General features: G+C 65.3%; 14 protein-coding genes and 5 pseudogenes. 9 read left to right on the forward strand and 10 right to left on the reverse strand.

The window, feature by feature from the left end:
* The first annotated feature begins 46 nt into the window (after positions 1-46).
* Entirely contained in the window at positions 47-2,056 is a 2,010-nt protein-coding gene (locus ACVWW1_RS05155; protein ID WP_456655075.1) for an SPFH domain-containing protein, read from the forward strand.
* Positions 2,057-2,454: 398 nt separating this feature from the next.
* On the opposite strand, the pseudogene ACVWW1_RS05160 reads toward ACVWW1_RS05155, so the two are convergent.
* Positions 2,455-4,067: pseudogene (locus ACVWW1_RS05160) on the reverse strand (ABC transporter substrate-binding protein).
* 286 nt (positions 4,068-4,353) lie between these two features.
* On the opposite strand from ACVWW1_RS05160, the pseudogene ACVWW1_RS05165 reads away from it, so the two are divergent.
* From ACVWW1_RS05165 to coaA, 4 genes and pseudogenes are all read left to right on the forward strand, one after another.
* A pseudogene (locus ACVWW1_RS05165) lies at positions 4,354-5,216 on the forward strand (FAD binding domain-containing protein).
* 4 nt (positions 5,217-5,220) lie between these two features.
* Positions 5,221-5,703 (forward strand): (2Fe-2S)-binding protein, encoded by a 483-nt coding sequence (locus ACVWW1_RS05170; RefSeq protein WP_207830721.1) that lies wholly within the window; start codon positions 5,221-5,223, stop codon positions 5,701-5,703.
* On the forward strand, positions 5,700-7,958 hold the full coding sequence (locus ACVWW1_RS05175) for a xanthine dehydrogenase family protein molybdopterin-binding subunit (protein WP_456655076.1): 2,259 nt from the start codon (positions 5,700-5,702) through the stop codon (positions 7,956-7,958). The genes ACVWW1_RS05170 and ACVWW1_RS05175 overlap by 4 nt, the downstream gene beginning before the upstream one ends.
* Positions 7,959-8,121: 163 nt before the next feature.
* Positions 8,122-9,060, forward strand: coding sequence for a type I pantothenate kinase (coaA, locus tag ACVWW1_RS05180; protein ID WP_456655077.1), 939 nt, complete (start codon positions 8,122-8,124; stop codon positions 9,058-9,060).
* A 112-nt stretch (positions 9,061-9,172) separates the two neighbouring features.
* On the opposite strand, the gene ACVWW1_RS05185 is transcribed toward coaA, so the two are convergent.
* Complete coding sequence (locus tag ACVWW1_RS05185) at positions 9,173-10,117, reverse strand: ornithine cyclodeaminase family protein (RefSeq protein ID WP_456655078.1); 945 nt, start codon at positions 10,115-10,117, stop codon at positions 9,173-9,175.
* 166 nt (positions 10,118-10,283) lie between these two features.
* On the opposite strand from ACVWW1_RS05185, the gene ACVWW1_RS05190 reads away from it, so the two are divergent.
* Together ACVWW1_RS05190 and ACVWW1_RS05195 are read left to right on the forward strand one after the other, a co-directional pair.
* The gene (locus ACVWW1_RS05190) at positions 10,284-11,024 is read left to right on the forward strand and encodes a bestrophin-like domain (RefSeq protein ID WP_176530442.1); all 741 of its coding nucleotides are present in this window, start codon (positions 10,284-10,286) and stop codon (positions 11,022-11,024) included.
* 145 nt (positions 11,025-11,169) lie between these two features.
* Positions 11,170-11,556 carry a COG4315 family predicted lipoprotein gene (locus ACVWW1_RS05195; RefSeq protein WP_207830710.1) on the forward strand — a complete coding sequence of 129 codons (387 nt, stop codon included), beginning with the start codon at positions 11,170-11,172 and terminating at the stop codon, positions 11,554-11,556.
* A gap of 110 nt (positions 11,557-11,666) precedes the next feature.
* Here ACVWW1_RS05195 and ACVWW1_RS05200 read toward each other — a convergent pair whose 3' ends face one another.
* A complete protein-coding gene (locus ACVWW1_RS05200; protein WP_456655079.1) occupies positions 11,667-12,248 on the reverse strand; it encodes an HdeD family acid-resistance protein in 582 nt (193 codons plus the stop codon).
* A gap of 241 nt (positions 12,249-12,489) precedes the next feature.
* Between ACVWW1_RS05200 and ACVWW1_RS05205 the strand changes: the two genes are divergently transcribed.
* Positions 12,490-12,711 carry a dodecin gene (locus ACVWW1_RS05205; protein WP_456655080.1) on the forward strand — a complete coding sequence of 74 codons (222 nt, stop codon included), beginning with the start codon at positions 12,490-12,492 and terminating at the stop codon, positions 12,709-12,711.
* 203 nt (positions 12,712-12,914) lie between these two features.
* On the opposite strand, the pseudogene ACVWW1_RS05210 reads toward ACVWW1_RS05205, so the two are convergent.
* Together ACVWW1_RS05210 and ACVWW1_RS05215 are read right to left on the reverse strand one after the other, a co-directional pair.
* A pseudogene (locus ACVWW1_RS05210) lies at positions 12,915-13,473 on the reverse strand (N-acetyltransferase family protein).
* Positions 13,474-13,491: 18 nt separating this feature from the next.
* Positions 13,492-15,850 (reverse strand): annotated as a pseudogene (locus tag ACVWW1_RS05215) (Orn/Lys/Arg family decarboxylase).
* 142 nt (positions 15,851-15,992) lie between these two features.
* Here ACVWW1_RS05215 and ACVWW1_RS05220 point away from each other — a divergent pair.
* A complete protein-coding gene (locus ACVWW1_RS05220; protein WP_456655081.1) occupies positions 15,993-17,150 on the forward strand; it encodes an acyl-CoA dehydrogenase family protein in 1,158 nt (385 codons plus the stop codon).
* 39 nt (positions 17,151-17,189) lie between these two features.
* Here ACVWW1_RS05220 and ACVWW1_RS05225 read toward each other — a convergent pair whose 3' ends face one another.
* The 5 genes and pseudogenes from ACVWW1_RS05225 to ACVWW1_RS05245 form a co-directional block, all read right to left on the reverse strand.
* Positions 17,190-17,612: a cupin domain-containing protein gene (locus tag ACVWW1_RS05225; protein ID WP_456655082.1), complete on the reverse strand. Its 423-nt coding sequence runs from the start codon at positions 17,610-17,612 to the stop codon at positions 17,190-17,192.
* A 147-nt stretch (positions 17,613-17,759) separates the two neighbouring features.
* Positions 17,760-18,284: a tetratricopeptide repeat protein gene (locus ACVWW1_RS05230; protein ID WP_456655083.1), complete on the reverse strand. Its 525-nt coding sequence runs from the start codon at positions 18,282-18,284 to the stop codon at positions 17,760-17,762.
* Between the two features lie 455 nt (positions 18,285-18,739).
* On the reverse strand, positions 18,740-20,473 hold the full coding sequence (locus ACVWW1_RS05235) for an adenylate/guanylate cyclase domain-containing protein (protein WP_456655084.1): 1,734 nt from the start codon (positions 20,471-20,473) through the stop codon (positions 18,740-18,742).
* A gap of 135 nt (positions 20,474-20,608) precedes the next feature.
* Positions 20,609-21,164: pseudogene (locus ACVWW1_RS05240) on the reverse strand (PAS domain-containing protein).
* 1,125 nt (positions 21,165-22,289) lie between these two features.
* Positions 22,290-22,595: a hypothetical protein gene (locus tag ACVWW1_RS05245; RefSeq protein WP_176530452.1), complete on the reverse strand. Its 306-nt coding sequence runs from the start codon at positions 22,593-22,595 to the stop codon at positions 22,290-22,292.
* Positions 22,596-22,604: the final 9 nt, after the last annotated feature.

Consider the following 22,604-nt stretch of genomic DNA (forward strand, 5'->3'; position numbering starts at 1 on the left):
GGTTTGGGTTCCCAAACCGCCCGGTTGCGAATTGTGGAGATGGACTATGGACTTCCTCGGTTTTCTTAATGGTTCAGGTTTAACCCAGCCTGCTATTTGGATCGCTGCAGCGGTCGCATGTGTGATCCTGCTGCGCATATCGAACGTATTTCGCTACATTCCCAACAATCAGGTCGGCATCGTCGAGAAGTTGTGGGCGATCAAAGGCTCGATCGAGGACGGCTTCATCGCGCTGAACGGTGAGGCCGGCTACGAGCCGGAAGTGCTGCGCGGCGGCCTGCACGTGATGTTTCCCTTCATGTACCGGATCCACCGCTCGGATCTCGTGACCGTCGGCCAGGGCAAGATCGCCTATGTGTTCGCGCGCGATGGCGCGGCGCTGGAGCCTTCGCAAGTGCTCGGCGCCAACGACACCGAAGACAAGTCGGACTTCCAGGACGCGCGCCGCTTCCTGCTCGGCGGCGGCCAGAAGGGGCCGCAGCGCAAGGTCCTGCGCGAAGGTACCTATGCGATCAACACCACGCAGTTCGCGATCATCACCGATGAGCGCGTCTACGGTCATGCGCTCAGCGAGCGGGAACGCGGCGTGCTCGAGAGCATGCAGCTCACGATCACCGAGCGCTGGGGCTTTGCGCCGGTGGTGCTGGCGGCCGATCACGATCTGGTCGGCATCGTCACCGTGCATGACGGCCCGTCGCTGCCTCCGGGCGAGATCATCGCGCCCGAAGTCGGCATCGAGCTGCGGGATGCTGCGACCTTTCACAACAATTTCCAGGAGCCCGAGAAATTCCTGCACGCCGGCGGCTATCGCGGCCGCCAGCTCCAGGTCATCGTCGAGGGCACCTGGTACATCAACCGCCTGTTCGCGACCGTCGAGGCGGTACCGAAGACGGTGATCCCGGTCGGCAATGTCGGCGTCGTCATCTTCTACACCGGCCCGCGCACCGACGACGTCTCGGGCGAGCAGTATCGCCATGGCGAGCTGGTGCTCAACGGCAGCCGCGGCGTCTGGAAGGACCCGCTGTTGCCGGGCAAGTACGCCTTCAACACCTATGCCGGCAAGATCGAGGTGATCCCGACCGTCAACTTCATCCTGAAATGGGTGCGCGGCGAGGTCGGCGCGATGAAGCTCGACGAGAACCTGTCGGAGATCTCGCTGATCACCAAGGACGCGTTCGAGCCGACGCTGCCGCTCTCGGTGGTGATGCATATCGACTACAAGAAGGCGCCGATGATCATCCAGCGCTTCGGCGACGTAAAGAAGCTGGTCGAGCAGACGCTCGATCCGATGGTCAGCGCGTTCTTCAAGAACATCGCGCAGAAGATGACGCTGATCGAGCTGTTGCAGAACCGCGCAGCGATCCAGGAAGAATCGGCGCGCGTGATGAAGGCGAAGTTCGAGGGCTATTCGCTCGACCTCCAGGAGGTCCTGATCGGCACGCCGCGCGCGGCCCCCGGTGACCACACCATCGAGAACATCCTGATTCAGCTCCGCTCGCGCCAGATCGCACGCGAGCAGATCGAGACCTATCAGGAGCAGGAGAAGGCCGCGGTGCAGGAGCGCGCGCTGAACGAAGCCAAGGCGACGGCGGCAGCGCAGACGGCACTGACGCAGTCGCTGATCCAGGTCAAGGTCCACGAGAACGAGGGCGCGGCTGCGCTCGCCCGCGCGCAGAAGGATGCCGAGACGAGGAAGGTGACCGCAGCCGCAGTCGGCGAGCAGTCGCGGCTGGAAGGCCAGGGCGAGGCCGACCGGGTGCTCGCGGTCGGCACGGCCAACGCGCAGGCGACCAAGCTGTCGGTCGATGCCTATGGCGGGCCGGAGTACCGGCTTGCCGAGCAGAACTTCGCGAAGTTCGCCGATGCGCTGACGCGGATCAACCAGCCGCTGGTGCCGCAATTCCTGATGTCGGGCGGGCAGGCGGGTGAAGGAGGCAATGCGGGCCTGATCCCGACCGCGATGCTGAGCTCGATGTTCGGGCAGATGATGCCCGGCGCATTGGAGAAGCTGAAGGACGAGGCGCCGAAGGCCGCGCGCCGCACCAACGGCCAGTGACACGGCGATCGTGCGATGCCGTCGAGCGAGCGACCGCAAAGATGCTGTGCTCCCTCTCCCGGGGGGCACTCGCATATGGCAGCGAGAAGCTTGGGATTGCCGTTTCCCGAGTCGCCATGGCCGGGCTTGTCCCGGCCATCCGCGGCTTTCTCGCGCGGAGACCAAGACGTGGATGCCCGGCACAAGGCCGGGCATGACGCGTTCGTGGGGGAGATCGAGCCCATATGCGATAGCCTCGCCATTGCGGGCGAGGGGTGCATGCACGATTTCGGAATATTGGAAATATATGCCTGATTTGCCCGACGTGTCAAGTTGCCCGGTCGAACGCCGGCGGCCGTCGGCTCCTTTGCATGGGGTTGTTTTCGATATTTTGGCAGCGCGCAGAAGCGCCGCCGATCCTATTCCGTCTTGTCGACGTTCCAGAACACCGGCGGCGCCGGGCCTTCCAGCACGCCGGTGAGCGATTTGCGCCAGGCGCTCGGCAAGCGGAACTGGCCGAGCGGGACATAGATCACCTGCTCGTAGGCTTCCTTTTGAATCTCCATCGCGAGCTTCTTCTGGTCTTCAGGGGAGGTGGCGCGCGCATAGGTGTCGCGCATTTGCTCGAGCTTGGCGTCGTCGGGCCAGCCGAACCAGGCCCGCTTGCCGTTCGCGGCGATCTGGTTGTTGACGATCGGGTTCATCACCTCGGTCGCACCCGTGAAGTGGTGAAGAACAGGTTCCAGCCGCCTTCCTTGGGCGGCTTCTGGCTGGCGCGGCGGCTCACCACAGTCTGCCAGTCGGTTACCTGCGCGTCGACATTGAAGCCGGCCGCGCGCAACAGCTGCGCCGCGACGGTCGGCGGCCCCTTCAGCGTCTGCACGTCGCCGGGGATCATGATCACGACCGGCGTGCCGTCATAGCCCGAGGCGGCCAGTGTCTTCTTCGCCTCGGCCATGCCGTTGCCTTTGATCAGCGTCTCGGCGCCGGCGTCGCTGGCGAGCGGCGTGTCGCAGGCGAAATAGGAGCCGCAGATCTCGTAGTACTTTGCGTTGCCGACGGTGGCGTCGAGCACGTCCTTCTGGTTCATCGCCAGGAATGCCGCGCGGCGGATTTTGGGATTGTCGAACGGCGGGTGCAGGAAGTTCATCCGGCCTTCGATTTGGAAGCCGAACTTGTTCAGCACGGCAACGGTGAGGTCGGAATTGGCCTCGAGCACCGGCACCAGGTCGATCGACGGCTGTTCCAGGAAGTCGATGTCGCCGGATTGCAGCGCGTTGATCGCGGTCTGCGCGTCGGGCATCGTGATCCATTCGACGCGATCGACCTTCGCGACCTTGCCGCCCGACAGCCAATCCGGCTTTTCCTTGCGCGGCACGTAGTCGGCGTTCCGCTCATAGACTGCCTTCACGCCCGGCTGGAATTCGGCCTGCACGAACTTGAACGGCCCGCAGCCGATCTGCTCGGCGATCTGCTTGCCTGGCGGCGTCTCCGCGAGCCGCTTCGGCATCATGAAGGCGACATAGGAGGAGGGCTTTGCCAGCGACTCCAGCACCAGGCCGTACGGCTCCTTGAGCTTGAGCACGATCGTCTTCGGTCCGCCGGCCTCGAGGGAGGCGGTGAACTCGGCCAGCTTCTGCGCCATGCCGTCGACGACGGTCCAGCGCTTCAGCGAGGCGATGCAGTCCTCCGCGGTGACGGGCGCACCGTCATGCCATTTCAAGCCGTCGCGCAGCGTGAAGGTGTAGGTGAGCTTGTCGTCGGAGATCGTCCAGTCCGCCATTTGCGGCCGGACCTTGAAGCTTGAATCGATGCCGAGCAGCGTGTCGTAGACCATGTAGCCATGGTCGCGGGTGATGTAGGCGGTGGTGAAACCGGGATCGATGATGCGCAGGTCCGAGTGCATCACCGCTGATATGGTCTTGCCCTTGCCGGCGGCGATGGCTCTCGATGACAGGAGAGCCGGGGCCGCGATCGCCGGCGGCACGCTGGCCGCGAGCTTGAGGAGCGTTCTGCGCGAAACATCGACCATTCGCCGTCCCCCGATTTTGTCGTTGCGCCGGCACGCAGGCCGCAGCGACCCGCATGCTTCACCAATCCGATCAGCAAATCAAGCAAGCGCCGTGCCGCCAATCCCGCAAGGCGCGCAAGCGCGCATCCTGCATAGGAGCCCGCGCTTCCTGCCGCACCTCGCAGGCTGTTCGGACGGCGATCCGCCGTGTAGGCTTGCGGTCTGCCGGCCAGCAATAAGGCCATATCCCGCACATTCTTAAGGGAACAAGCAGCCGAGGGAGACCAGAAGAACCGTCATGACCGATATCCGATACGTAGCACCGCGCACGCTTGATGAAGCGATTGGCGCATTTGCTGCCGCCGGGAGTGCCGCCCGCATTATGGCAGGGGGTACCGACTTATTGGTGCAAATGCGCTCCGGCCTGGTGCGGCCGGGACTGATCGTCGACATCAAGAAGATCGGCGAGATGACCGAGATCTCTGAGGCCGCCGATGGCGGTTTCCGCGTCGGCGCTGCCGTCTCCGGCATGGAGCTCGCAGACCACGCGCGCTTCGGCAAGGTCTGGCCCGGCGTGCTCGAGGCCGTGAACCTGATCGGCTCCAAGCAGGTGCAGGGCCGGGCCTCCGCCGGCGGCAATCTCTGCAACGGCTCGCCGGCCGGCGACAGCGTGCCGGCGATGATTGCGGCGGGCGCCGTCGTCACCGTGCAGGGCCCACGAACGGCCGCCGCGAGCTCAAGGTCGAGGACGTGCCGGCCGGGCCGGGACGGACCAACCTCAAGCCGGGCGAGATCCTCGTCAGTTTTGCGCTCCCGCCGCGGCCCAAGGGCTCGGGCGATGCGTATCTGCGCATGATCCCGCGCACCGAGATGGACATCGCGGTGGTCGGCATCGGCGTCAGCCTGACCTTGCAGGACGGCGTCTGCACCGCGGCCCGCGTCGGCCTCGGCGCGGTGGCGCCGACCGCGCTGCTGGTTGAACCGGCGGCAAAGGCGCTGATCGGCTCGAAGCTCGAGGACGCCGCGCTGGAAGCGGCCAGCGCCGCATGCCGCGCCGCCTGCCGTCCGATCGACGACAAGCGCGGCACCATCGCCTACAGGACCAAGACCGCCGGCGTGCTGCTCAAGCGCACCACCGCGATCGCCGCCCAGCGCGCCGGAGGACACTAGCACCATGCCGAAACTGCACGTCACCACCTCCGTCAACGGCGAGCCGGTCGAATTCCTGTGCGAGCCGTATGAGACCATGCTCGACGCCTTGCGCGGGCAATTGGGGCTCACCGGTTCCAAGGAGGGCTGCGCCTCCGGCGATTGCGGCGCCTGTTCGATCACGCTCGACGGCCGGCTGATCTGCTCCTGCCTGATGCTCGCGGCCGAGGCCGAGGGCCACGAGATCCGGACCATCGAGGGCATGGCCAAGGGCGAGAAGCTGCATCCCTTGCAGCAGAAATTCCTCGAGCATGCCGCGCTCCAGTGCGGCATCTGCACCTCGGGCATGCTGGTGGCCTCCGAGGCGCTGCTGGCCAGAAATTCCAATCCGACCGAAGAGGAAGTCCGCTTCTGGCTCGCCGGCAATCTCTGCCGGTGCACCGGTTACGACAAGATCGTCCGCGCGGTGATGGAGACCGCCGCTGAAATGCGGGAGATGAGGCCATGAACGTCGTCAACAACAAATGGATCGGTCAGCGCACCATCAGGCCCGATGGCGTCGACAAGGTGACCGGCCGCGCGGCGTTCGCCGCCGACACCACCATGCCGGGCATGATCTGGGGCAAGGTGCTGCGCAGCCCGCATCCGCATGCCCGCATCAAGTCGATCAACACCGCGAAGGCAGAGGCGCTGCCCGGCGTCAAGGCGGTGGTCACCTCGCGCGACATCGTCGACTTCACGATCGAGAAGGGCGCCGTGATGCTCGGCATCCAGGACATGCGCTGGATGTGCCGCAACGTGATGGCGCGCGACAAGGCGCTTTTCCCCGGCCATCCCGTCGCCGCCGTTGCCGCGACCACGGAGGCGATCGCGGCGGAAGCCTGCAAGCTGATCGAGATCGACTACGAGGTGCTGCCCTGGGCGATCGAGATCGACGACGCGCTCAAGCCTGATGCGCCGATCCTGCACGAGTTCAACAGATTCGACGGCAAGCCCTCGAACATCATGGGCCGCATCGAATCCAGGAAGGGTGACATCGCGCAAGGCTTCAAGGATGCCGAGATCGTCGTCGAGCGCTCCTTCACCACGCGCCCGGTGCACCAGGGTTATATCGAGCCGCATGCCTGCCTGATCTCGGTCGCCGCTGACGGCAAGACCACGATCTGGTCGTCGAGCCAGGGCCAGTTCATGGTACGCGCGATGACCTCGATGCTCACAGGCATCCCGCAGAACGATATCCGCGCCATTCCCGCCGAAATCGGCGGCGGCTTCGGCGGGAAGACCATCGTCTATCTCGAGCCGCTCGCGACCTTGCTCGCCAAAAAATCCGGTCGTCCGGTCAAGATGGTGATGACCCGCGAGGAGGTGATGCGCGCGACGGGGCCGACCTCGGGTTCGAAGAGCACGGTGAAGATCGGCGCGAAGAAGGACGGCACCATCGTCGCCGCCCACGGCAGCTTCTATCTGCAGGCCGGCGCCTTTCCGGGCTCGCCGATCCGCGGTGCGGTCGGTTGCAGCTTTGCGCCCTATGACATTCCGCATGTACTGTCCGAAGGGTTCGACGTCTGCTCCAACCGTTCCAAGGTCGCGGCCTATCGCGCGCCCGGCGCGCCGATCGGCGCTTACGCGGTGGAATGCGTGCTCGACGAATTGGCCGAAGCGTTGAAGATGGATCCGCTGGCGCTGCGGCTGAAGAACGCTGCCAAGGAGGGCACCAAGGCCGCGCATGGCCCGGTGTTTCCGCGCATCGGCTATATCGAGACGCTGGAGGCCGCGAAGAACCATCCGCACTATGCCGCGCCGCTCGGCAAATATCAGGGCAGGGGTGTCGCCTCCGGCTTCTGGTTCAACGCCGGCGGTGAATCCTCGGCACAAGTCAACATCACCGAGGACGGCAACGTCGTTGTCACCACGGGCCACCCTGATATCGGCGGCTCGCGCGCCGGCATCGCCAACATCTGCGCCGAGCTGCTCGGCATTGACTACAAGCGCGTCTCCGTCATCATCGGCGATACCCAAACGATCGGCTTCTCCAACCTCACCGGTGGCAGCCGCGTGCTGTTCGCCTCCTCGATGGTGGTGACGCAGGCGGCCGACAAGGTAATCGCGACCTTGCGCGAGCGCGCCGCGAAGATCTGGGAGATCGACCCTGAGGCGGTCAAATGGGAGAACGGCGCCGCGCATCCGGTGAGCCCGAATGCCGGCCAGTTCGAGCCGTTGACGCTCGCCGACCTTGCCGAGAAGGCGCCGTCGCAGGGCGGCCCGATCGGCGCCAGCGTGCAGCTCAACACCCAAGGCGCGGAGGGCGGCTTCGGCACGCATATCTGCGACGTCGAGGTCGATGTCGATCTCGGCATCGTGCGCGTGATCCGCTACACCGCCGTGCAGGATGTCGGCCGCGCCGTGCATCCGAGCTATGTCGAGGGCCAGCTGCAGGGCGGCGTCGCGCAGGGCATCGGCTGGGCGTTGAACGAGGAGTACATCTACAACAAGGACGGCAAGGTCGATAATCCGGGCTTCCTCGATTACCGGATGCCGGTCTGCTCCGACCTGCCGATGCTCGACTGCGCGCTGGTCGAGGTGCCGAACCCGAAGCACCCGCAGGGCGTCAAGGGCGTCGGCGAAGTGCCGCTGGTCCCCGTCATGGCCGCGGTCGCCAACGCGGTGCATAACGCACTCGGCAAACGCTTCTACAGCCTGCCGATGTCGCCGCCGAAGGTGTCGGCGGCGCTGGACGCACCGGCGCAGCAGGCCGCGGAGTAGGGAGCGGAGGGCGGGTTAGCGCTAGCGTAACTCGCCGCCCACTCCACCAACTGAAAGACGGCGGGTGACGGCTTCGCCTCACCCGCCCTACGGGTCTGGGCCATTGACCTGGCAGTCTTCGCCTCGGCAAGATCGATCGCATGCATCAGGCTCACCGTGACGGATGAGAATGACCCACCCCGACGAGCTGTCCGCCTACATGATCTTCAGCCGAAGCGATTGGGCGGCGTTGCGCGCCAGCACGTCGCTGACGCTGTCGGACGCCGATCTCGCGGCGCTTCGCGGCCTGAACGGGCCGATCACTTCAGCCGAAGTCAGCGATGTGTATCTGCCGCTGACGCGGCTGTTGAACCTGCATTTCTCGGCGGCGCGCAATCTGATGCAGGTCAAGGCGGAGTTTCTCGGCCGGCCGGCGCGCCGTTCGCCCTACATTGTGGCGTTGGCCGGCAGCGTCGGCGTCGGCAAGAGCACCTTTGCCCGTGTATTGTGTGCTCTGCTGGCCGGCTGGGCAGATCACCCGCGCGTCGAGCTGGTGACGACCGACGGCTTCCTGCATCCCAACGCTGTTCTCGAAGAGCGCGGCCTGATGCGGCGCAAGGGCTTTCCGGAAAGCTACGATCTGCCGCGCATGCTGCGGTTTCTCGCGGCGGCCAAGGCGGGCGAAGCCGAGCTGGAGCTGCCCGTGTACTCGCATCTGATCGGCGACATCGTGCCGTCCGAACACCAGGTCATCCGCCAGCCGGATATCCTGGTCTTCGAGGGCCTCAACGTGCTGCTGGCGCGCGGCACCGCGCCGGTGGTGGTGTCAGACTTCTTCGACTTCTCGATCTACCTCGATGCCGACGAGGCCGACATCCAGTCCTGGTATGTCGAACGCTTCCTCAGGCTGCAGCCAACCGCGTTCCGGAACCCCGCCTCCTATTTCCACCATTACAGAGACCTGCCGCCCGGCGACGCGCGCGAGGTTGCGGACCGGCTGTGGCGCGAGCATCACCGCGCCAATCTCAGAGAGAACATCCTGCCGACGCGGACGCGCGCCGACGTCGTGCTGCGCAAGCGATCCGACCATTCGATCGGCGAGGTCTGGTTGCGGGAGGTGTAGCCGCGTCTCGGCGTAGGGCGGCATAGTTAGTCGAAGCCGTCGTCTGCCGTCTGTCCATGCATCGCGTGGCGGCGGGTTACGCTGACGCCAACCCGCCCTACGTTTTCGTGGCTCACCGCAACTCCTTCCCCAATTGGGCAAGCACCGTCTCGCAGGTCATCAGATCGAGATGTCCGCCGCCGGCGTTCTTGAAGAAGGTGATGTCGTCGGCGGACAGGCGGCCGGCGACCTTGCCGGTCGCGAGGTCGTAGTGATCGCCGAGCACGTCGCTCTCGCGGATGGCGCCGCTGGCGATCGGCTGCAGGATGTCGCCGACGCCGTCAAAGGCGGATTCGCGGCGGTCGACGAAGATGCGCGCGCGCCGCGCCGCCTCGTCGTCGGACTCGCGGGTGTCGGGTGTGAAGCCGCCGACCAGATCGAGATGGGTGCCGGGCCTCAAGTTGGCGCCCTTGACCAGCGGCTCGCGCGAGCGGGTGCAGGTGGTGATGATGTCGGCCTCGCGGGTCGCGGCGTCGAGGTCGGTGACAACGTCGGCGGCGATGCCGTCGCTTTCCAGCAGCCCGGCGAGCTCCTGTGCGCGCGCGACGGTCCGGTTCCAGATCCGCACCCGCTTCAGCCGCGGCCGAACCGTGCGGTGGCCGCGCACCAGCCAGCGTGCCATCTCGCCGGCGCCGACCACCAGCAGCGTCTCGGCATCCGGCCGCGCCAGATGCTTGGCGCCGAGCGCGGAGTCGGCGGCGGTCTTCCAATGGGTGATCTCGGCGGCGTCCATCACTGCCAGCGGCCGCCCGTCATTGCCGTCGAACAGCACGCAGACCGCCTGCACGGCCGGCAGCTTGCCGTGCGCAAGGTTGCCCGGAAAGCTGGTGTACAGCTTGGTCATCATGAAGCGGCCGGCATCGACCGCGCTGCGGGTCACCAGCTGCTGGCCCCTGTCGTCGCCGAGATAGCCGTCCTTGACGGCGATCTTCGGCCGCCGGTGCGCGGCCTCGATCGCCTCGATCAGGATCGGAAAGGTCAGGACGCGGTTGACCTCGCGGTCGTCGACAATATGCACGTGTTGCTCTCCCAGGGCGCCCTTGCGCTCCGCCTCGGGCGCGCCGGACGCCCAAAAAGCGGTCCGGACTGGATAGCGCGTGGGGAGGGCCAGTCAACCGGACATGCGCCGCCGCGCGGCACTTGCTATCCTGCACACCTGATTCTCTCGCAGGTCTTTGCAAGCCGTGGTTGCAGTCGTCGTCGCCATCCTGATCTTCATGCTGCTCGGCGGCGCCGCGCTTGCGACCATGGCGATCCATGGCCGGCTCAAGGACCATCACCGCAGCGACGAGACCAATACCTCGATACGCCTGGTCGCCACCCTGTTCGTCACCATGCCGTCGCTGCTGCTCGGCCTGATGATGAACAATTCGGCCAACACCTATGTGGCGGTTGACCGCAACCTGCATGTCTTCGCCACCGACCTCATCCTGCTCGACCGCAGCCTGCGGCCGCTCGGCCCCAGCGCCGACGAGCCGCGCCGGCGGCTACTCGCCTATGTCGAGCAGGCGCTCAAGGATGCCCCGATCTCGCGCGCGAACGAAGTGTCCGAACATTTGCTCGACGAGGTCGGCACCAGCATCCGCGAGCTGAAGTTCGACGACGAGCAGAGTGTCGCGCTGTGGAACGACGCCCGGTCGGTCTACCGGCAGGCGGTGCAGCAGCGCTGGACCTTTGCCGAGCAGTCCGACAGTTCGTTTCCTTCGCCGCTGATCTGCATCCTGGTCGGGTGGCTGACGCTGATGTTCGCGACGCTGGGTTTTCGCGCGCCGCGCAATGCGGTCGTGGTCTCGACCACCATCGCCGCCGCGGCGCTGATCTCGGCCGCGATCTATCTGATACTCGAAATGAGCACGCCCTTTTCCGGCCCGATCCAGCTCTCCGACCGCCCGCTGGTGCGCGCGGCCGAGGAGATCAGGCGGTAGCTGCCGGTATTGGCACGCGCTCTCGGCTTTATTCCCCTCACGCCCGTCGCTCGGCCCGAAATTGTTTCCGCGCCGCCAGAGGAATAGTGGAGGCCTTCGCGCGTCCTAACGCATGCAAGCCATTTGCATTCGAAAGGGAGACATCATGAAGACAACGCTCGCACTCGCGCTCGCCACTGCCGCTTCGTTCACACTCGCGTCTGCCGCCTTTGCTGCGCCGCCGACCAAGACCGGCACTACGGCGAAGGGCTCGGTCCTGACAGACGCCAAGGGCATGACGCTCTACACTTTCGACAAGGACACCGAAGGCAAGTCGGCCTGCAACGGCCCGTGTGCCACGAACTGGCCGGTGCTGAAGGCGGAAGCCAGCGACAAGGCCGAAGGCGGCTACACCATCATCTCGCGTGACGACGGCTCGAAGCAGTGGGCCTACAAGGGCAGGCCGCTCTATACCTTCGCTAAGGACCAGAAGGCCGGCGACATCACCGGCGACGGCTTTCTCAACGGCGCCTGGCACCTCGCGCAGCCCTGAGGCGTTGCGGAGGACCGCAGGGCGGGTGAGCGCAAGCGTAACCCACCCTTTCTCCGCGTACGAGATTTGCGGCGGGTTAGGCTGACGCTAATCCGCCCCACATTCTCGCTTCACGCTCGCTGCTTCAGCGCCATGCCCATGCTGATCCAGCTGACGCCGGCGCAGATCAGGTCGACGCTGAGGAAGATGCCGAGCACGTAGAGGCTCGACACCGGCCAGCGCGCCAGGATCATGGCCCCGAGCACCAGCGTGATCAGCCCGGAGATCGCGACCATTCCCCACGGCGCCGCCGAGTTCATGCCGAACGCCAGGAAGATGCGGACGATGCCGGAGACTACCAGCGCGATGCCGAGGAATAGCGTCAGGGTCGCCGCGGCGAGCAGGGGATTCTCGAAGGTGACGAAGCCCGCGACGACATAGAGCGCGCCGAGCAGCAGCCAGAACAGAAACTTGCCCCATGTCTTGAACTGGAACGCGTTGATGATCTCGGCAACGCCGGCGACGATCATCATCGCGCCGACGAACAGCACGCTGACGACGGTGGCGAAGAACACGCTGCCGAAGGCGAACACGCCTGCGATCAGGTAGATCACGCCCAAGGCGACGATCCAGCCCCACTTCGCGCGAAGATGGGCAAGCCCGGATCCGAGGCTGTGAGGAGGTGTGACGGGTGAGCTGGACGCGGTGGACATCGTATCGCTCCCGAATACTTGATCAAACCATGCTACCATAGGTCACGGCGCCGACAAGGGCAGGCGCCCGGCTGGCACCAAATGCATACTGGCACCAAAGGCGCCGCAACCCGTTGATTCAAGTCAACCGGTGTGTTGCTGCGCAGCATTCGTGGTTTGACGACAGCCCGTACCGGACGACGGACTGTCCGGATCGGAGTGCAAATTGTCCGGATCGCGCAACCACCCCAGGGAGGTCGACATGCCCACCGCGCACGACAAGGACCACGTCTACAAGATCCTCGAACTGGTCGGATCATCGGACAAGAGTATCGAGGCGGCGATCGAGAACGCCGTCAGCCGCGCGTCGAAGACGATCCGGGAAATGAAATGGTTCGAGGTGGTGCAGAGCCGGGGCCATATCGAAGGCGGCAAGGTCGCGCATTATCAGGTGACGCTGCGGGTCGGCTTCACGCTGGAGTAGGGCGCACGGTCGCGAGAATGCGGACGTGTGACTCCGGGGCCGTGCAACATAGTTCGATGTCGTCCCTGCGAAAGCAGGGACCCATAACCACCGACAGGCATTGTTGTGCGATGGTGGAATGACGAGTCCCGGTCACGACGTCCGCCGCGGAGTATGGGTCCCTGCTTTCGCAGGGACGACGACGGATGGTGTGTGGTCCTCCATCACCGCCGCGACAGCGGCGCGGGCGGCGGCGGGGCGGTCGAGCCGGCGGCGAGCGAGCGCTGCACCATCACGGTGTCGGACCAGCGGCCGTAGCGATAGGCGACACCGGGCAGATGGCCGACGCGGGCGAAACCGAACCGCTCGTGCAGCGCCAGCGACGCGGCATTGTCGCTGTCGATGTAGCCTATCATCTGGCGGAAGCCGGCCGCCGCGCAGGTGTCGACCAGTTCCTGCAACAGCCGGCCGCCGACGCCCTTGCCGGTGAAGCGGTGGTGAATATAGATCGAATGCTTCACCGTGTAGCGATAGGCCGGGCGCTTGCGGAACTGGACCACATAGGCGTAGCCGACAACCTCGCCGTCGCACAGCGACCAGATGCGGCAGGCGGGTGTTGCGCAGATTCTTGCGGCGGTCGCGCAGGTCGTCGGGCTCCGGCGTGCCGGAATCGTCGACGCTCTCCTCGATGCCGTGGCGGATGTGATAGCGGTAGATCGACAGCATCGCATCGACGTCGCTGTCGCGCGAGGGGCGGACGGTGATCTTTTGATCATTCTCCATTGTGTTGCGTCCGCTGGCCTATTCGGACACGACATAGGTGTAGAAGCGGACGCGGCCGGCGTCGTCGATCTCCTTGTAGATGCCCTGGACCTCGACCTCGAAGCCCGGGAACGCATTGAAGCTCGCCTCGAACATCCGCAAGTAATCGATCATCGGCTTGCTGCGTTCCGACAGCCGTTCGCCGGGCACGATGGTGGCGATGCCGGGCGGATAGACCACGAACGGCGTCGCGGCGATGCGGCCGAAGATCTGGTCGATCGGCAGATAGTCGACATCGTTGCGGATCAGATATTTGCGCCGCCTGGCGCGGCGACATCGCGATCTCAGGGAGATGTTCGGGCAGGAATTGCTTTGCCTGCAACGTGCTGACGCCGCCGTCGCGGAAGAAGCGGTGCATGTCGCCGCAGAGGTCGCGCAGCCGCACGCCGGTGTAGCGTTGCGGGCGGCGGCGGAAGAATTCGGGGATGACGTCCTCGACCAGCGCGTTGTCGTCGTGCAGCTTCTTGAAGGCGACGAGCCCGGACACCAGCGTGCCGGCCTTGCTGGCCTCGACGCCGGGCGTCAGCAGGAAGAGCAGGGAGTTGAGGTCGTTCTTCTCGGCGACGATCTGGTTCTCGCGCAGATATTGCGCGACGACGGGCGCCGGGATGCCGTGGTCGGCATAGGCGCCGGTGGCGTGATCGAACCCGGGCGTCAGCAATGTAAGCTTGTTCGGGTCGGTCATGGCAAAGCCCGCGGTCAGCTCGGGGAAGCCGTGCCAGGTTTCGCCCGGGCTGAGCTGCCAGTAGGACGGATTGGTCGCGAGCTGATCGGTCGAGATCGTCTCCCATGCGACATTGTGCACGCCGTTCTCGCGCGCGACGTCGGGGATCATCACGCGGTCCGGCACGAACGGCTCGAAGAACCAGCGCCGCTCCGCGCGCGTCTCCTTCTCCTCGAACTCGCGCTTCACTGCACGGATCTTCTTGCGCAGTTCGATGCCGAGCCGGATCGTGTCGTCCCACAGCACTTCGCCGGAGCGGCCCTTCATCATCTGCGCGCCGACGTCGAGCGAGGCGAAGATCGGATAGAACGGCGAGGTCGAGGCGTGCTGCATGAAGCTTTCGTTGAAGCGGCGGTGCTCGACTCGGCGCTTCTGGCCCTTGATATGGCGGTCGCGGATGTGGATCTGCGAGGCCTGCGAGAAGCTCGCGAGCTGCTTGTGGGTCGATTGGGTGGCGATGATGCCGGGCGCCTCGGGGCTGAGGTTGGAAAGCCCCATCGCGAAGCGGCCGGAATAGATCGGGTGGAACTTCATGAAGCCGGCCCAGGCCTCGTCGAACAGGATGTAGTCGCAGAGGTGGCCGATCCGCTTGAGGATCATCTCGGCGGAGTGGATGGTGCCGTCATAGGTGCACTGCTCGACCACGGCGACGCGGAACGGACGCTCCTTCTTCCAGGCGTTCTCGTCCTTGACCAGCGGGTGCTTGCGGATCTGGTCGCGCAAGCTCCCCTCGTCGAGCAGGTCCCAGCGCATCGGGCCGATCAGGCCCCAGGCGTTGCGCACCGTCGGCACATAGACCGGGATGCCGCCGCCGATCAGAAGCGCGCCGTGATGCGCGGCCTTGTGGTTATTGCGGTCGAACAGCACGAGATCGCCGTCGGTGACCAGCGAGCCGAGCGCGACCTTGTTGGAGGTCGAGGTGCCGTTGAGCACGAAATAAGTCTTCTCGGCGCCGAAGATCTTGGCGGCTTCCTTTTGCGCCCGCAGCGCCGGCCCCTCATGGGTGAGAAGGTCGCCGAGATCGAGCACGGAATTGTCGAGGTCGTCGCGGAACACGGCCTCGCCGAGATGCTCGACGAACACCCGGCCGATCGGGCTGCGGCTGTAGAACACGCCGCCATTGTGGCCCGGGCAGGTCCAGAGCTGGTTGCCTTCCTCGGCGTAGTCGACCAGCGCCCCGAAGAACGGGGTCTTCAGGTTCTCGGCATATTGCTTCAGCCTGGAGATCAGGTTCTTGGCGATGAAGGGCGGGGTTTCCTCGGACAGGAACACGTAGCCGTCGATGAAATCGAGCACCTCGACCGGCAGGTCCTCGAACCGCTTGCGGCGGATCAGCAGGAGGATCGGGAAGTCGAGGCCGCGCCGGCGCATCAGGTTGATCAGCGCCGCGGTCTTGCCCTCGAGACCCTTCTTGCCCCAGTCGACCACCATGCAGCCGATCGCCGCATCGGTCTGCACCGCGATCTCGGCATCTTCCAGCTTGCGGGCGCGGACCACTTCGAAGCCGGAGCGTTCAATCTCGGTGATGATCTGGTTGAAGCGGATGCCTTCGAGGTCGTCGGCCTCGAAAACCGGCGCCGCGAACAGGAAGTTGAAGCGTTTGAAATAGTCCATGCATGTCCCCGAAACTGGTCCGCTGAACCTGTCTGCACAATTCATGACAAAGAGATGACGGTCCCTCTGCGACGCCAGGTGCCATGGCCAAATCCGCGTCGCCAACTCCCGATATTGCCAGCTTTCGCAAAAGGAAGGCGCCATGCCCCAGCCTGCAAACCCCGCTGTTGCCGATCATTTGGCCGCGCTCGAGCGGCTTGCTCCCCTGATTGCCGAGCAACGGGCGGATTTCGACCGCGAGCGCCGGCTTCCCGACGCGGTGGTCCGCGCCCTGGCCGAGGCCGGATTGTTTCGGCTGTATTTGCCGAAGGCGCTGGGCGGGCCGGAATTGTCGCCGCTCGACTTCATGACAATCGTCGAGGCGGCCGCCGCGCTCGACGGTTCGGTCGGCTGGCTGGTCGGCAATGGCGGCGGGATGAGCCGGGCCGGCGGCTATCTGCCGGAGGAGGTGGTGCGCGGCTGGTTCGCCGATCCGCACGCCTTCATCGCGAGCGCCACCGGGGCGATCGGGACGGCGGTCGAAGTCGAGGGCGGCTATCGCGTCAGCGGACGCTGGCCGTTCGGCAGCGGCGCGCCCCACGCCACCAAGTTCATGGGGCTGGCGAGCGTCAAGGGGCCCGACGGCAAGGATGGCCCGCCGATCTGCTGCTACGTCGATCGCGCCGACGTCCGCCTCCACGACACCTGGTTCGTGTCCGGTCTGCGCGCCACCGGGAGCTGCGACTTCGAGATGCAGGACTGCTTCGTGCCTGACAGCCACACCCATCCGCTGGTCGACTTCAAGCCGACCCAGCCGGGCATCCCGTACCGGCTGCCGGGTCTGGCGGCGTTTTCCTGGACGGTCTCGGTCGTGCCGCTCGGGATCGCGCGCGGCGCGCTCGACGCCTTCATCGCGCTCGCGGGCAAGAAGCCGCGGCTCGGTGGCGTCGGCCAGCTCCGCGACGGCGAGCTGGTCCAGTCGATGGTCGGCCGAGCCGAAACGGCGCTGCGGTCGGCGCGGGCGCTGCTGGTCGAGGACATGACGGAGCTGATGGCGGCGAGCGAGGCCGGAGGCGAGCGCCTGATCGAAGCGCGGTTGCTGCACCGGATCGCCTGTGCCAACGCCGGCGAAACCGCCGCGCGCGTTGTCGAGATGATCGCGGCATACGCCGGCACGGCCGCGATCTTTGAGACTGGTACGCTCGAACGGTCAATCCGCGACGTCCAGGCCGCGATCAAGCATGTCGCGATGACCCCGATCAGCTACGGGCTGGTTGGCCGCGTAAAACTCGGCCTGCCGCTCGGCACGACGCGGTTTTGAGCAGCGCCGCCGGCGGTGCAGGTTTCTTACGTCGAGCGGTCAGGAAGCGACCGGCACCAGGCCGTAGCGCAGCATCGTCTCTTTGATCCTGGCTGGATCGGGGGCACCCCCCGCCATCAGGGCCGCCATGTCCTTGAAATATTGCAGTCCGAGCACGCCGGGGCTGAGGAGGCAGAGGCAGGTCGCCGGACCGTTCGAGCGGTTGGTGAAGCCGTGCACGACACCGCGCTTGATGAACACCGACTCGCCGGGCGCGATGTCGATCTCCTTGCCGTCGACCCGCCAGGTCGAGACGCCCGAAAGCCCGTAGATCGTCTCGTCCCAGCTCTCGTGATAGTGCGGAATCGGCATCCGGGCATTCGGTTGCAGCGTCATCTCGAACAGATCGACGCTGCCGCCGGTGGTCTCCTTGCTCTGCAGGAATTTGAGCTGCAACGTACCGAAATCAATCAGGTCGGGCATGACGGGCTCGCGAATGGTTCGGGTGCCCACGATAGCGGACGGCGCCGAAGGAAGCCAACGGCGCGTGCAGCCCGGACGCGCGATGCGATGTCCGGGCCGGATCTCGTGATCCCGCATTCCCCTTATGCCGGCTCAGCGCCGGTGCGCTCAGTAGACGAGGTTCGTGCCCGGCGGCTTCTCCAGTGCGGCCGCCAGCGTGCGATACTCCTCGCAGTCGGTGCCGCAGATCTCGGCGATCCGCTGCAGATGATACTGCGCCTGGTCGCGGTTGCCCTGTTCGATCTGCCACAGGCCGTAGTAGTTCCACGTCAGCACGTGGTTGGGATCGGCCTTCAGCGCGCGCTCGTACCAGACCTGCGACTGCTTGTAGTCGCCGAGCTTGCGATAGGAGTAGCCGATCAGGTTCGCAACGTTCGGATGATCATCGCGGTCGAGCGCGCGCAGCTGATCGATCGCGGCGGCGTAGTCGTTGCGTTCGTAGATCGTCGCATAGGCCGCGCGATAGCCGTCGCGGAATGCCGGATCATCGAAGCCGGATTGCTTGATCGGCTTCCTGACCCTGTGCGTGGTCTTTCTGTCCTTCTGCTGGGGATAGGCCGGCGCAGGCGTGCTGTAGCTCGACCCGTAGAAGTCTCCGCCGCCTGCTCCTCCGGCCGCCGCCGCCACCTCCACCGGCGGCGAGGACAGTGTGCGGTGGAAACAGGATGATCGGTGCTGCCAGAAATGCCGTAAGCATTGCGAGCTTCATCGGTGACTTGATCATGCGCACCTCCCGACTAGACGTGGACAGTCATTGATCTGAAGCACTAACTCCCGATCGAGAGAGACATTCCGCGCGTTCTGAAAAATTGTTTGCCGATGCGGCAATCGCACTGTCGCTTCCGGAGCTCGTGCTTGCACGTGCGCCGAATGTCTTGTTCGCGCCATCGAACGACGGCGCAGAAACTAACATCGGTGTTAGAATCGCGCCGGTCGCCCAAGGGCAGTGTGAAGGGCAGGTCAGCGTCAATGCGTGTAGCCCGGATGAGCGAAGCGATATCCGGGATCTTTCGTTCCGCATATCGCGGAGCCCGTCATCGGGCGCGCATTTCGCGCGAGCCGTTGGCTCATGCGGGCCGCAAGTGTCGCTACTTCTGCTCCAGGTGCCAGGCGCCGTCCCAATCCGCCGCCGGCGGATTTTGCCTGAACGCTGCGACGCGCGCCTTCATGGCGATCGACGGTCCGTCGCCCGGCGCCGCAGCCAGCGCGGCCGCGAAAGCTTGCTCGGCGTCGTCCCAGCGGCGGTCGCGATAGGCGGCGAGACCATCGGCGTAGCGCTGCCGCAACTCGGTCTGCGCCGGCGTCAGTTGATCCTTCTTGCCGAGGATCTCGAACACGGCGACCGGCTGGGTCTGGCCGACGGCGACGAGGCGGTCGATCTCGCGCAGCTCGATGGTCGCGGCGCAGGCGCTCGCGGTGGCCTCCGAGATCAGGCTGCGGCTGCCGTAGAACTTGTTGGCGCCTTCCAGCCGCGAGGCGAGGTTCACGGTGTCGCCGAGCACGGTGTAGCTCATCATGAATTCCGAGCCGATGCTGCCGACCAGCGCTTCACCGGTGGCGATCCCGATCCGGATGTCGCAATCGGCCGGGATGGCGCGCACGCCGAGCAGCTCGGGCAGATCCTTGCGCAGCTGGTTGACCTGGCCGATCATGTCGATGGCGGCAAGCGCGGCGAGATGGGTCTGCTCGGCTTCTTCGACGAAGGGGGCGCCCCAATAGGCCATGATGGCGTCGCCGATATACTTGTCGATGATGCCGCGATGCGCATGGACCGGCGCGGACATCGTCGACAGATACAGGTTCATGATCTTGACGAGGCCGCGCGGCGTCACGCCTTCGCTCAGGCGGGTGAAGCCTTTCATGTCGCAGAACATCACCGTCATGATGCGGCGCTGGCCTTCGGTGGCGGCGATCGCCGGCTGCTCGAGCAGGCCCTCGGCGATCCGCGGGTTGATGTAGCGGCCGAAGGTCTCGCGGATGCGCTGGTTGTGACGCAGCGTCTCGATCATGCGGTTGAAGGCGGCGGAGAGCTGGCCGATCTCGTCCTGGGTCGTGATTGCGATGGTGCCGTCGAGGCGGCCCGCCTCGACCTCGCGGGTGCCCTCCAGCAGCCGCATCACCGGGCGCGTGATGCCGCTGCCGACCAGCATCGCGAACACGAAGCCGAGGATCGCGGCAATCGCGGTCACGACACCGGAGATGATGATCGCCCGCTGCTGGGCACTCATCACCTTCGCTGCGGCCGAAGCGACCTGCGCCAGCATGTCGGTACGAATGCCTTCGATCTTGTTGTTGAAGTCGTCGCGCAGCACGTCGGCGCGGAGCGTGGTCGCTTTCGCTGCCGCGAAGTCCTGGGCGTCGAGCTGGTCGAGCAGCGTCTTGTTCTCGGCGTTCAGGCGCATCAAGAGGTCGTTGACGGCATTGTCGATGCGGTCATCGAGGCGCCCGAGGGCGGCGTTGTCCGACGGGGTCGAGGGATCGGCGATGATCGAATCGATCAGCACGCGCGCCGCGTCGGCCTCGCGCTTGATCTGGGGCTCGACCTCGTCGAACGTCTTGCGCGCCGCGTCGTAGCCGCTGGCTTCCCCCGGCGCCTGCATCTTCGCCATCATCATTCGGCGCATCGCCAGGGACCGCTCCAGCGAGCGGATGTTGACGCGGGCGAGATGGCCATAGGCGGGGATGTAGCGGTTGGTGAGCTCATCCAGGAGATGGCCGACCTGGCCCGCCATCACCATCGACAGCAGCGAGGTGATCACCGCGAGGACGATGAGTCCCGCGGCGATGCCGACGATCTTCTGCCTGATCGAATTGCGAAACATGCCCAGCCCCGCCGCAGCTGCAATAAGCGGATCACCCCCGCCATGGCGGCGAAACAGCTAATAGAGTTCCGCGGCCCGCGGTGCAAGCGACCGGCGCGGCCGGTCTCGCCGCCGGACGAGGGCAGGCGTCAGGGGTTAGCGCAGCCCTTCGTAGACCATCAGGCCGCGCGCGATGGCGAGCTTGCGCAGGGTCCGCGGCACCAGCCGCTCCTGGGGATGCAGGTAGCGCCACGAGGTCAGGACGAGGTCGTGCAGCCGGGTGACCTCATCCTCGAACGGGGCGAGCAGGCCAGGTCAGGCTCGCTGGCATATGGACGCGGGCGGTAAAGGGCAGCAGCAGCAATTCAAGGTGCGCCTTGGAGCCGGTTTCGGTCGTGGCGGTGACACCGGCGATGGCGGGCAGGGTCTCTTCGACGACACAGGTGATGATGTCTTCGATCTCGCCGCGGCTCTCGTCGGTGAAAAGGGCGGAAAAGCTGCGGTTCTTGAGGTCGCAGCCGAGCAGGGCGGAGGTGCGGGTGCCGGCGACGCGGAACGGAAAGCGGGTCTCGCCGTCATAGGACAGCACGAAGATGTCGGACAGCAGCTCGCGCACCGCGGACGGTTCGAATTCGCTCCGGTCGGGTGCACGCGCAGTGCCGCGCTTCGCATTCCAATAGGCGAAGAATTCGCGGCTGGAGCTGTGTTTCATCTAAAGAACCTTGCCCGGCACCTGGCTCGGCGGGACACATCTGTCCCGGTTTTGCTCAGGCGCCTTCCCTTCTCTGTTGTGCAGGGAAGGCTGTGCAGCGTCCATGCCGTGGCCGCGGTTTGGGCGGCTTATCGGCAGCTTTGTGTTGTTAACGTAAATTTAACTATGTCCTTGGCGTCGGTGGAACCTGCGCATAGGGTCCGCGCGTTCCCGTTCGCCGGCTGCCCCAAGCGCCGGCGTGGTTGGTACACAGGTGGCGTCAAACAGTTTGGTCACCGTGCGGGGAGGGGTGGGGATGTTCTCCCGATCCCTCTGGGGCACGAGAAGACCAGCCGATCAGGGAGGGCGTTCTCAGCGCCCTCCCTTGTTTGTTTTTGTTGACGTTTTTCCGGTTTTTTAAGCTCCGCCCCTTATTCAGCCCTTGGCCTGGTCAATGCAGCGGGCGCGCCTTCAGCCGCAGCGCGGGCGTCGCAGCATGGTCAGCGACCGGGAGGGCCGGACGGGCCTGAAAACGCTACCGGACAGCCGCGCTGCGTGTCAGGACGGGCGGTCGGAGCGGCGGCCGAGGGCCGCTTCCGGGTCGATCCGACGGGCTCGCGCGCGGGACGTTTGGACTATCTATCCCCGATTCTATGGCGCACTGCATTTCCAGTTCGGGACAGCCGTCTCCTTCTGATCCACCGCAACGCGTCCCTCATCTCGTCGCGAGAGGATTCCGGTATGACCCCCGACGACGAACCGCCGCCCCCGCCGAAACCGAAGCCTGCACCCTAGCCGAAAGCGCAGGGCGCGGCAGATGGACGAAGCGCAAGTCGCTGCAGCTAAACGGCGGGTTGCAGAAAAACCCTCCGTTTCCGAAAGGCCCATCACCCTCGCGCCCGTAAGATGGCTGCGATCCCGGAAGCAACATTTGCAAGCGGCATAAAGGACGCTCGCCGAAAGGTAGAGGAGCATTCGCGTGGTCAGCATGATGGCTGAGCAGGCGAAGAATGGGATGATGGCCAAAAATGCGCCCGGACCTGGGCGCGGAAAAGCCGGGGTGCCAAGCGGCCCCGGCTTTTAACCTACGCTCGCAAGTCAAAAGATCGATAAGGACCTCGACGAAGCGTGCCCGTAAGATGGCGGTTATCGGAGCGCGCGCACGTAACCGATCATCTCTTCGGTATCATCAGTGTCTTTGAAGAGTGTCCTCAGCAGCCGCCACAATTCGCGGTGCCCGGCTGTTTGGCCACCTTGCTTGAGATAATCCGCGATATCCATTGCGGCAGTTTGGATCTCAATCGTACCGCTGACGCGTGCGTCCAAATGCGCCACCTCCCGCTCGACATACAAGCTTTTGGTGTCCGTATCGAAGACCAGCGCGCAACGATCCGCGTGGGTGACCTCAGGGCCTCTAACTTGGCGGTACAACTCGCGTCTGAGGAGCGCCATGTTCAACTC

This window comes from Bradyrhizobium sp. JR3.5 (genome assembly GCF_054057015.1).

Bases quoted from the DNA above. Each gene is read 5' to 3' on its own strand.
- ACVWW1_RS05155 (WP_456655075.1), top strand. From the start codon at position 47: ATGGACTTCCTCGGTTTTCTTAATGGTTCAGGTTTAACCCAGCCTGCT.
- ACVWW1_RS05170 (WP_207830721.1), top strand. From the start codon at position 5,221: ATGCCGAAACTGCACGTCACCACCTCCGTCAACGGCGAGCCGGTCGAA.
- ACVWW1_RS05175 (WP_456655076.1), top strand. From the start codon at position 5,700: ATGAACGTCGTCAACAACAAATGGATCGGTCAGCGCACCATCAGGCCC.
- coaA (WP_456655077.1), top strand. From the start codon at position 8,122: ATGAGAATGACCCACCCCGACGAGCTGTCCGCCTACATGATCTTCAGC.
- ACVWW1_RS05195 (WP_207830710.1), top strand. From the start codon at position 11,170: ATGAAGACAACGCTCGCACTCGCGCTCGCCACTGCCGCTTCGTTCACA.
- ACVWW1_RS05200 (WP_456655079.1), bottom strand. From the start codon at position 12,248: ATGTCCACCGCGTCCAGCTCACCCGTCACACCTCCTCACAGCCTCGGA.
- ACVWW1_RS05205 (WP_456655080.1), top strand. From the start codon at position 12,490: ATGCCCACCGCGCACGACAAGGACCACGTCTACAAGATCCTCGAACTG.
- ACVWW1_RS05220 (WP_456655081.1), top strand. From the start codon at position 15,993: ATGCCCCAGCCTGCAAACCCCGCTGTTGCCGATCATTTGGCCGCGCTC.
- ACVWW1_RS05225 (WP_456655082.1), bottom strand. From the start codon at position 17,612: ATGCCCGACCTGATTGATTTCGGTACGTTGCAGCTCAAATTCCTGCAG.
- ACVWW1_RS05235 (WP_456655084.1), bottom strand. From the start codon at position 20,473: ATGTTTCGCAATTCGATCAGGCAGAAGATCGTCGGCATCGCCGCGGGA.
- ACVWW1_RS05245 (WP_176530452.1), bottom strand. From the start codon at position 22,595: ATGGCGCTCCTCAGACGCGAGTTGTACCGCCAAGTTAGAGGCCCTGAG.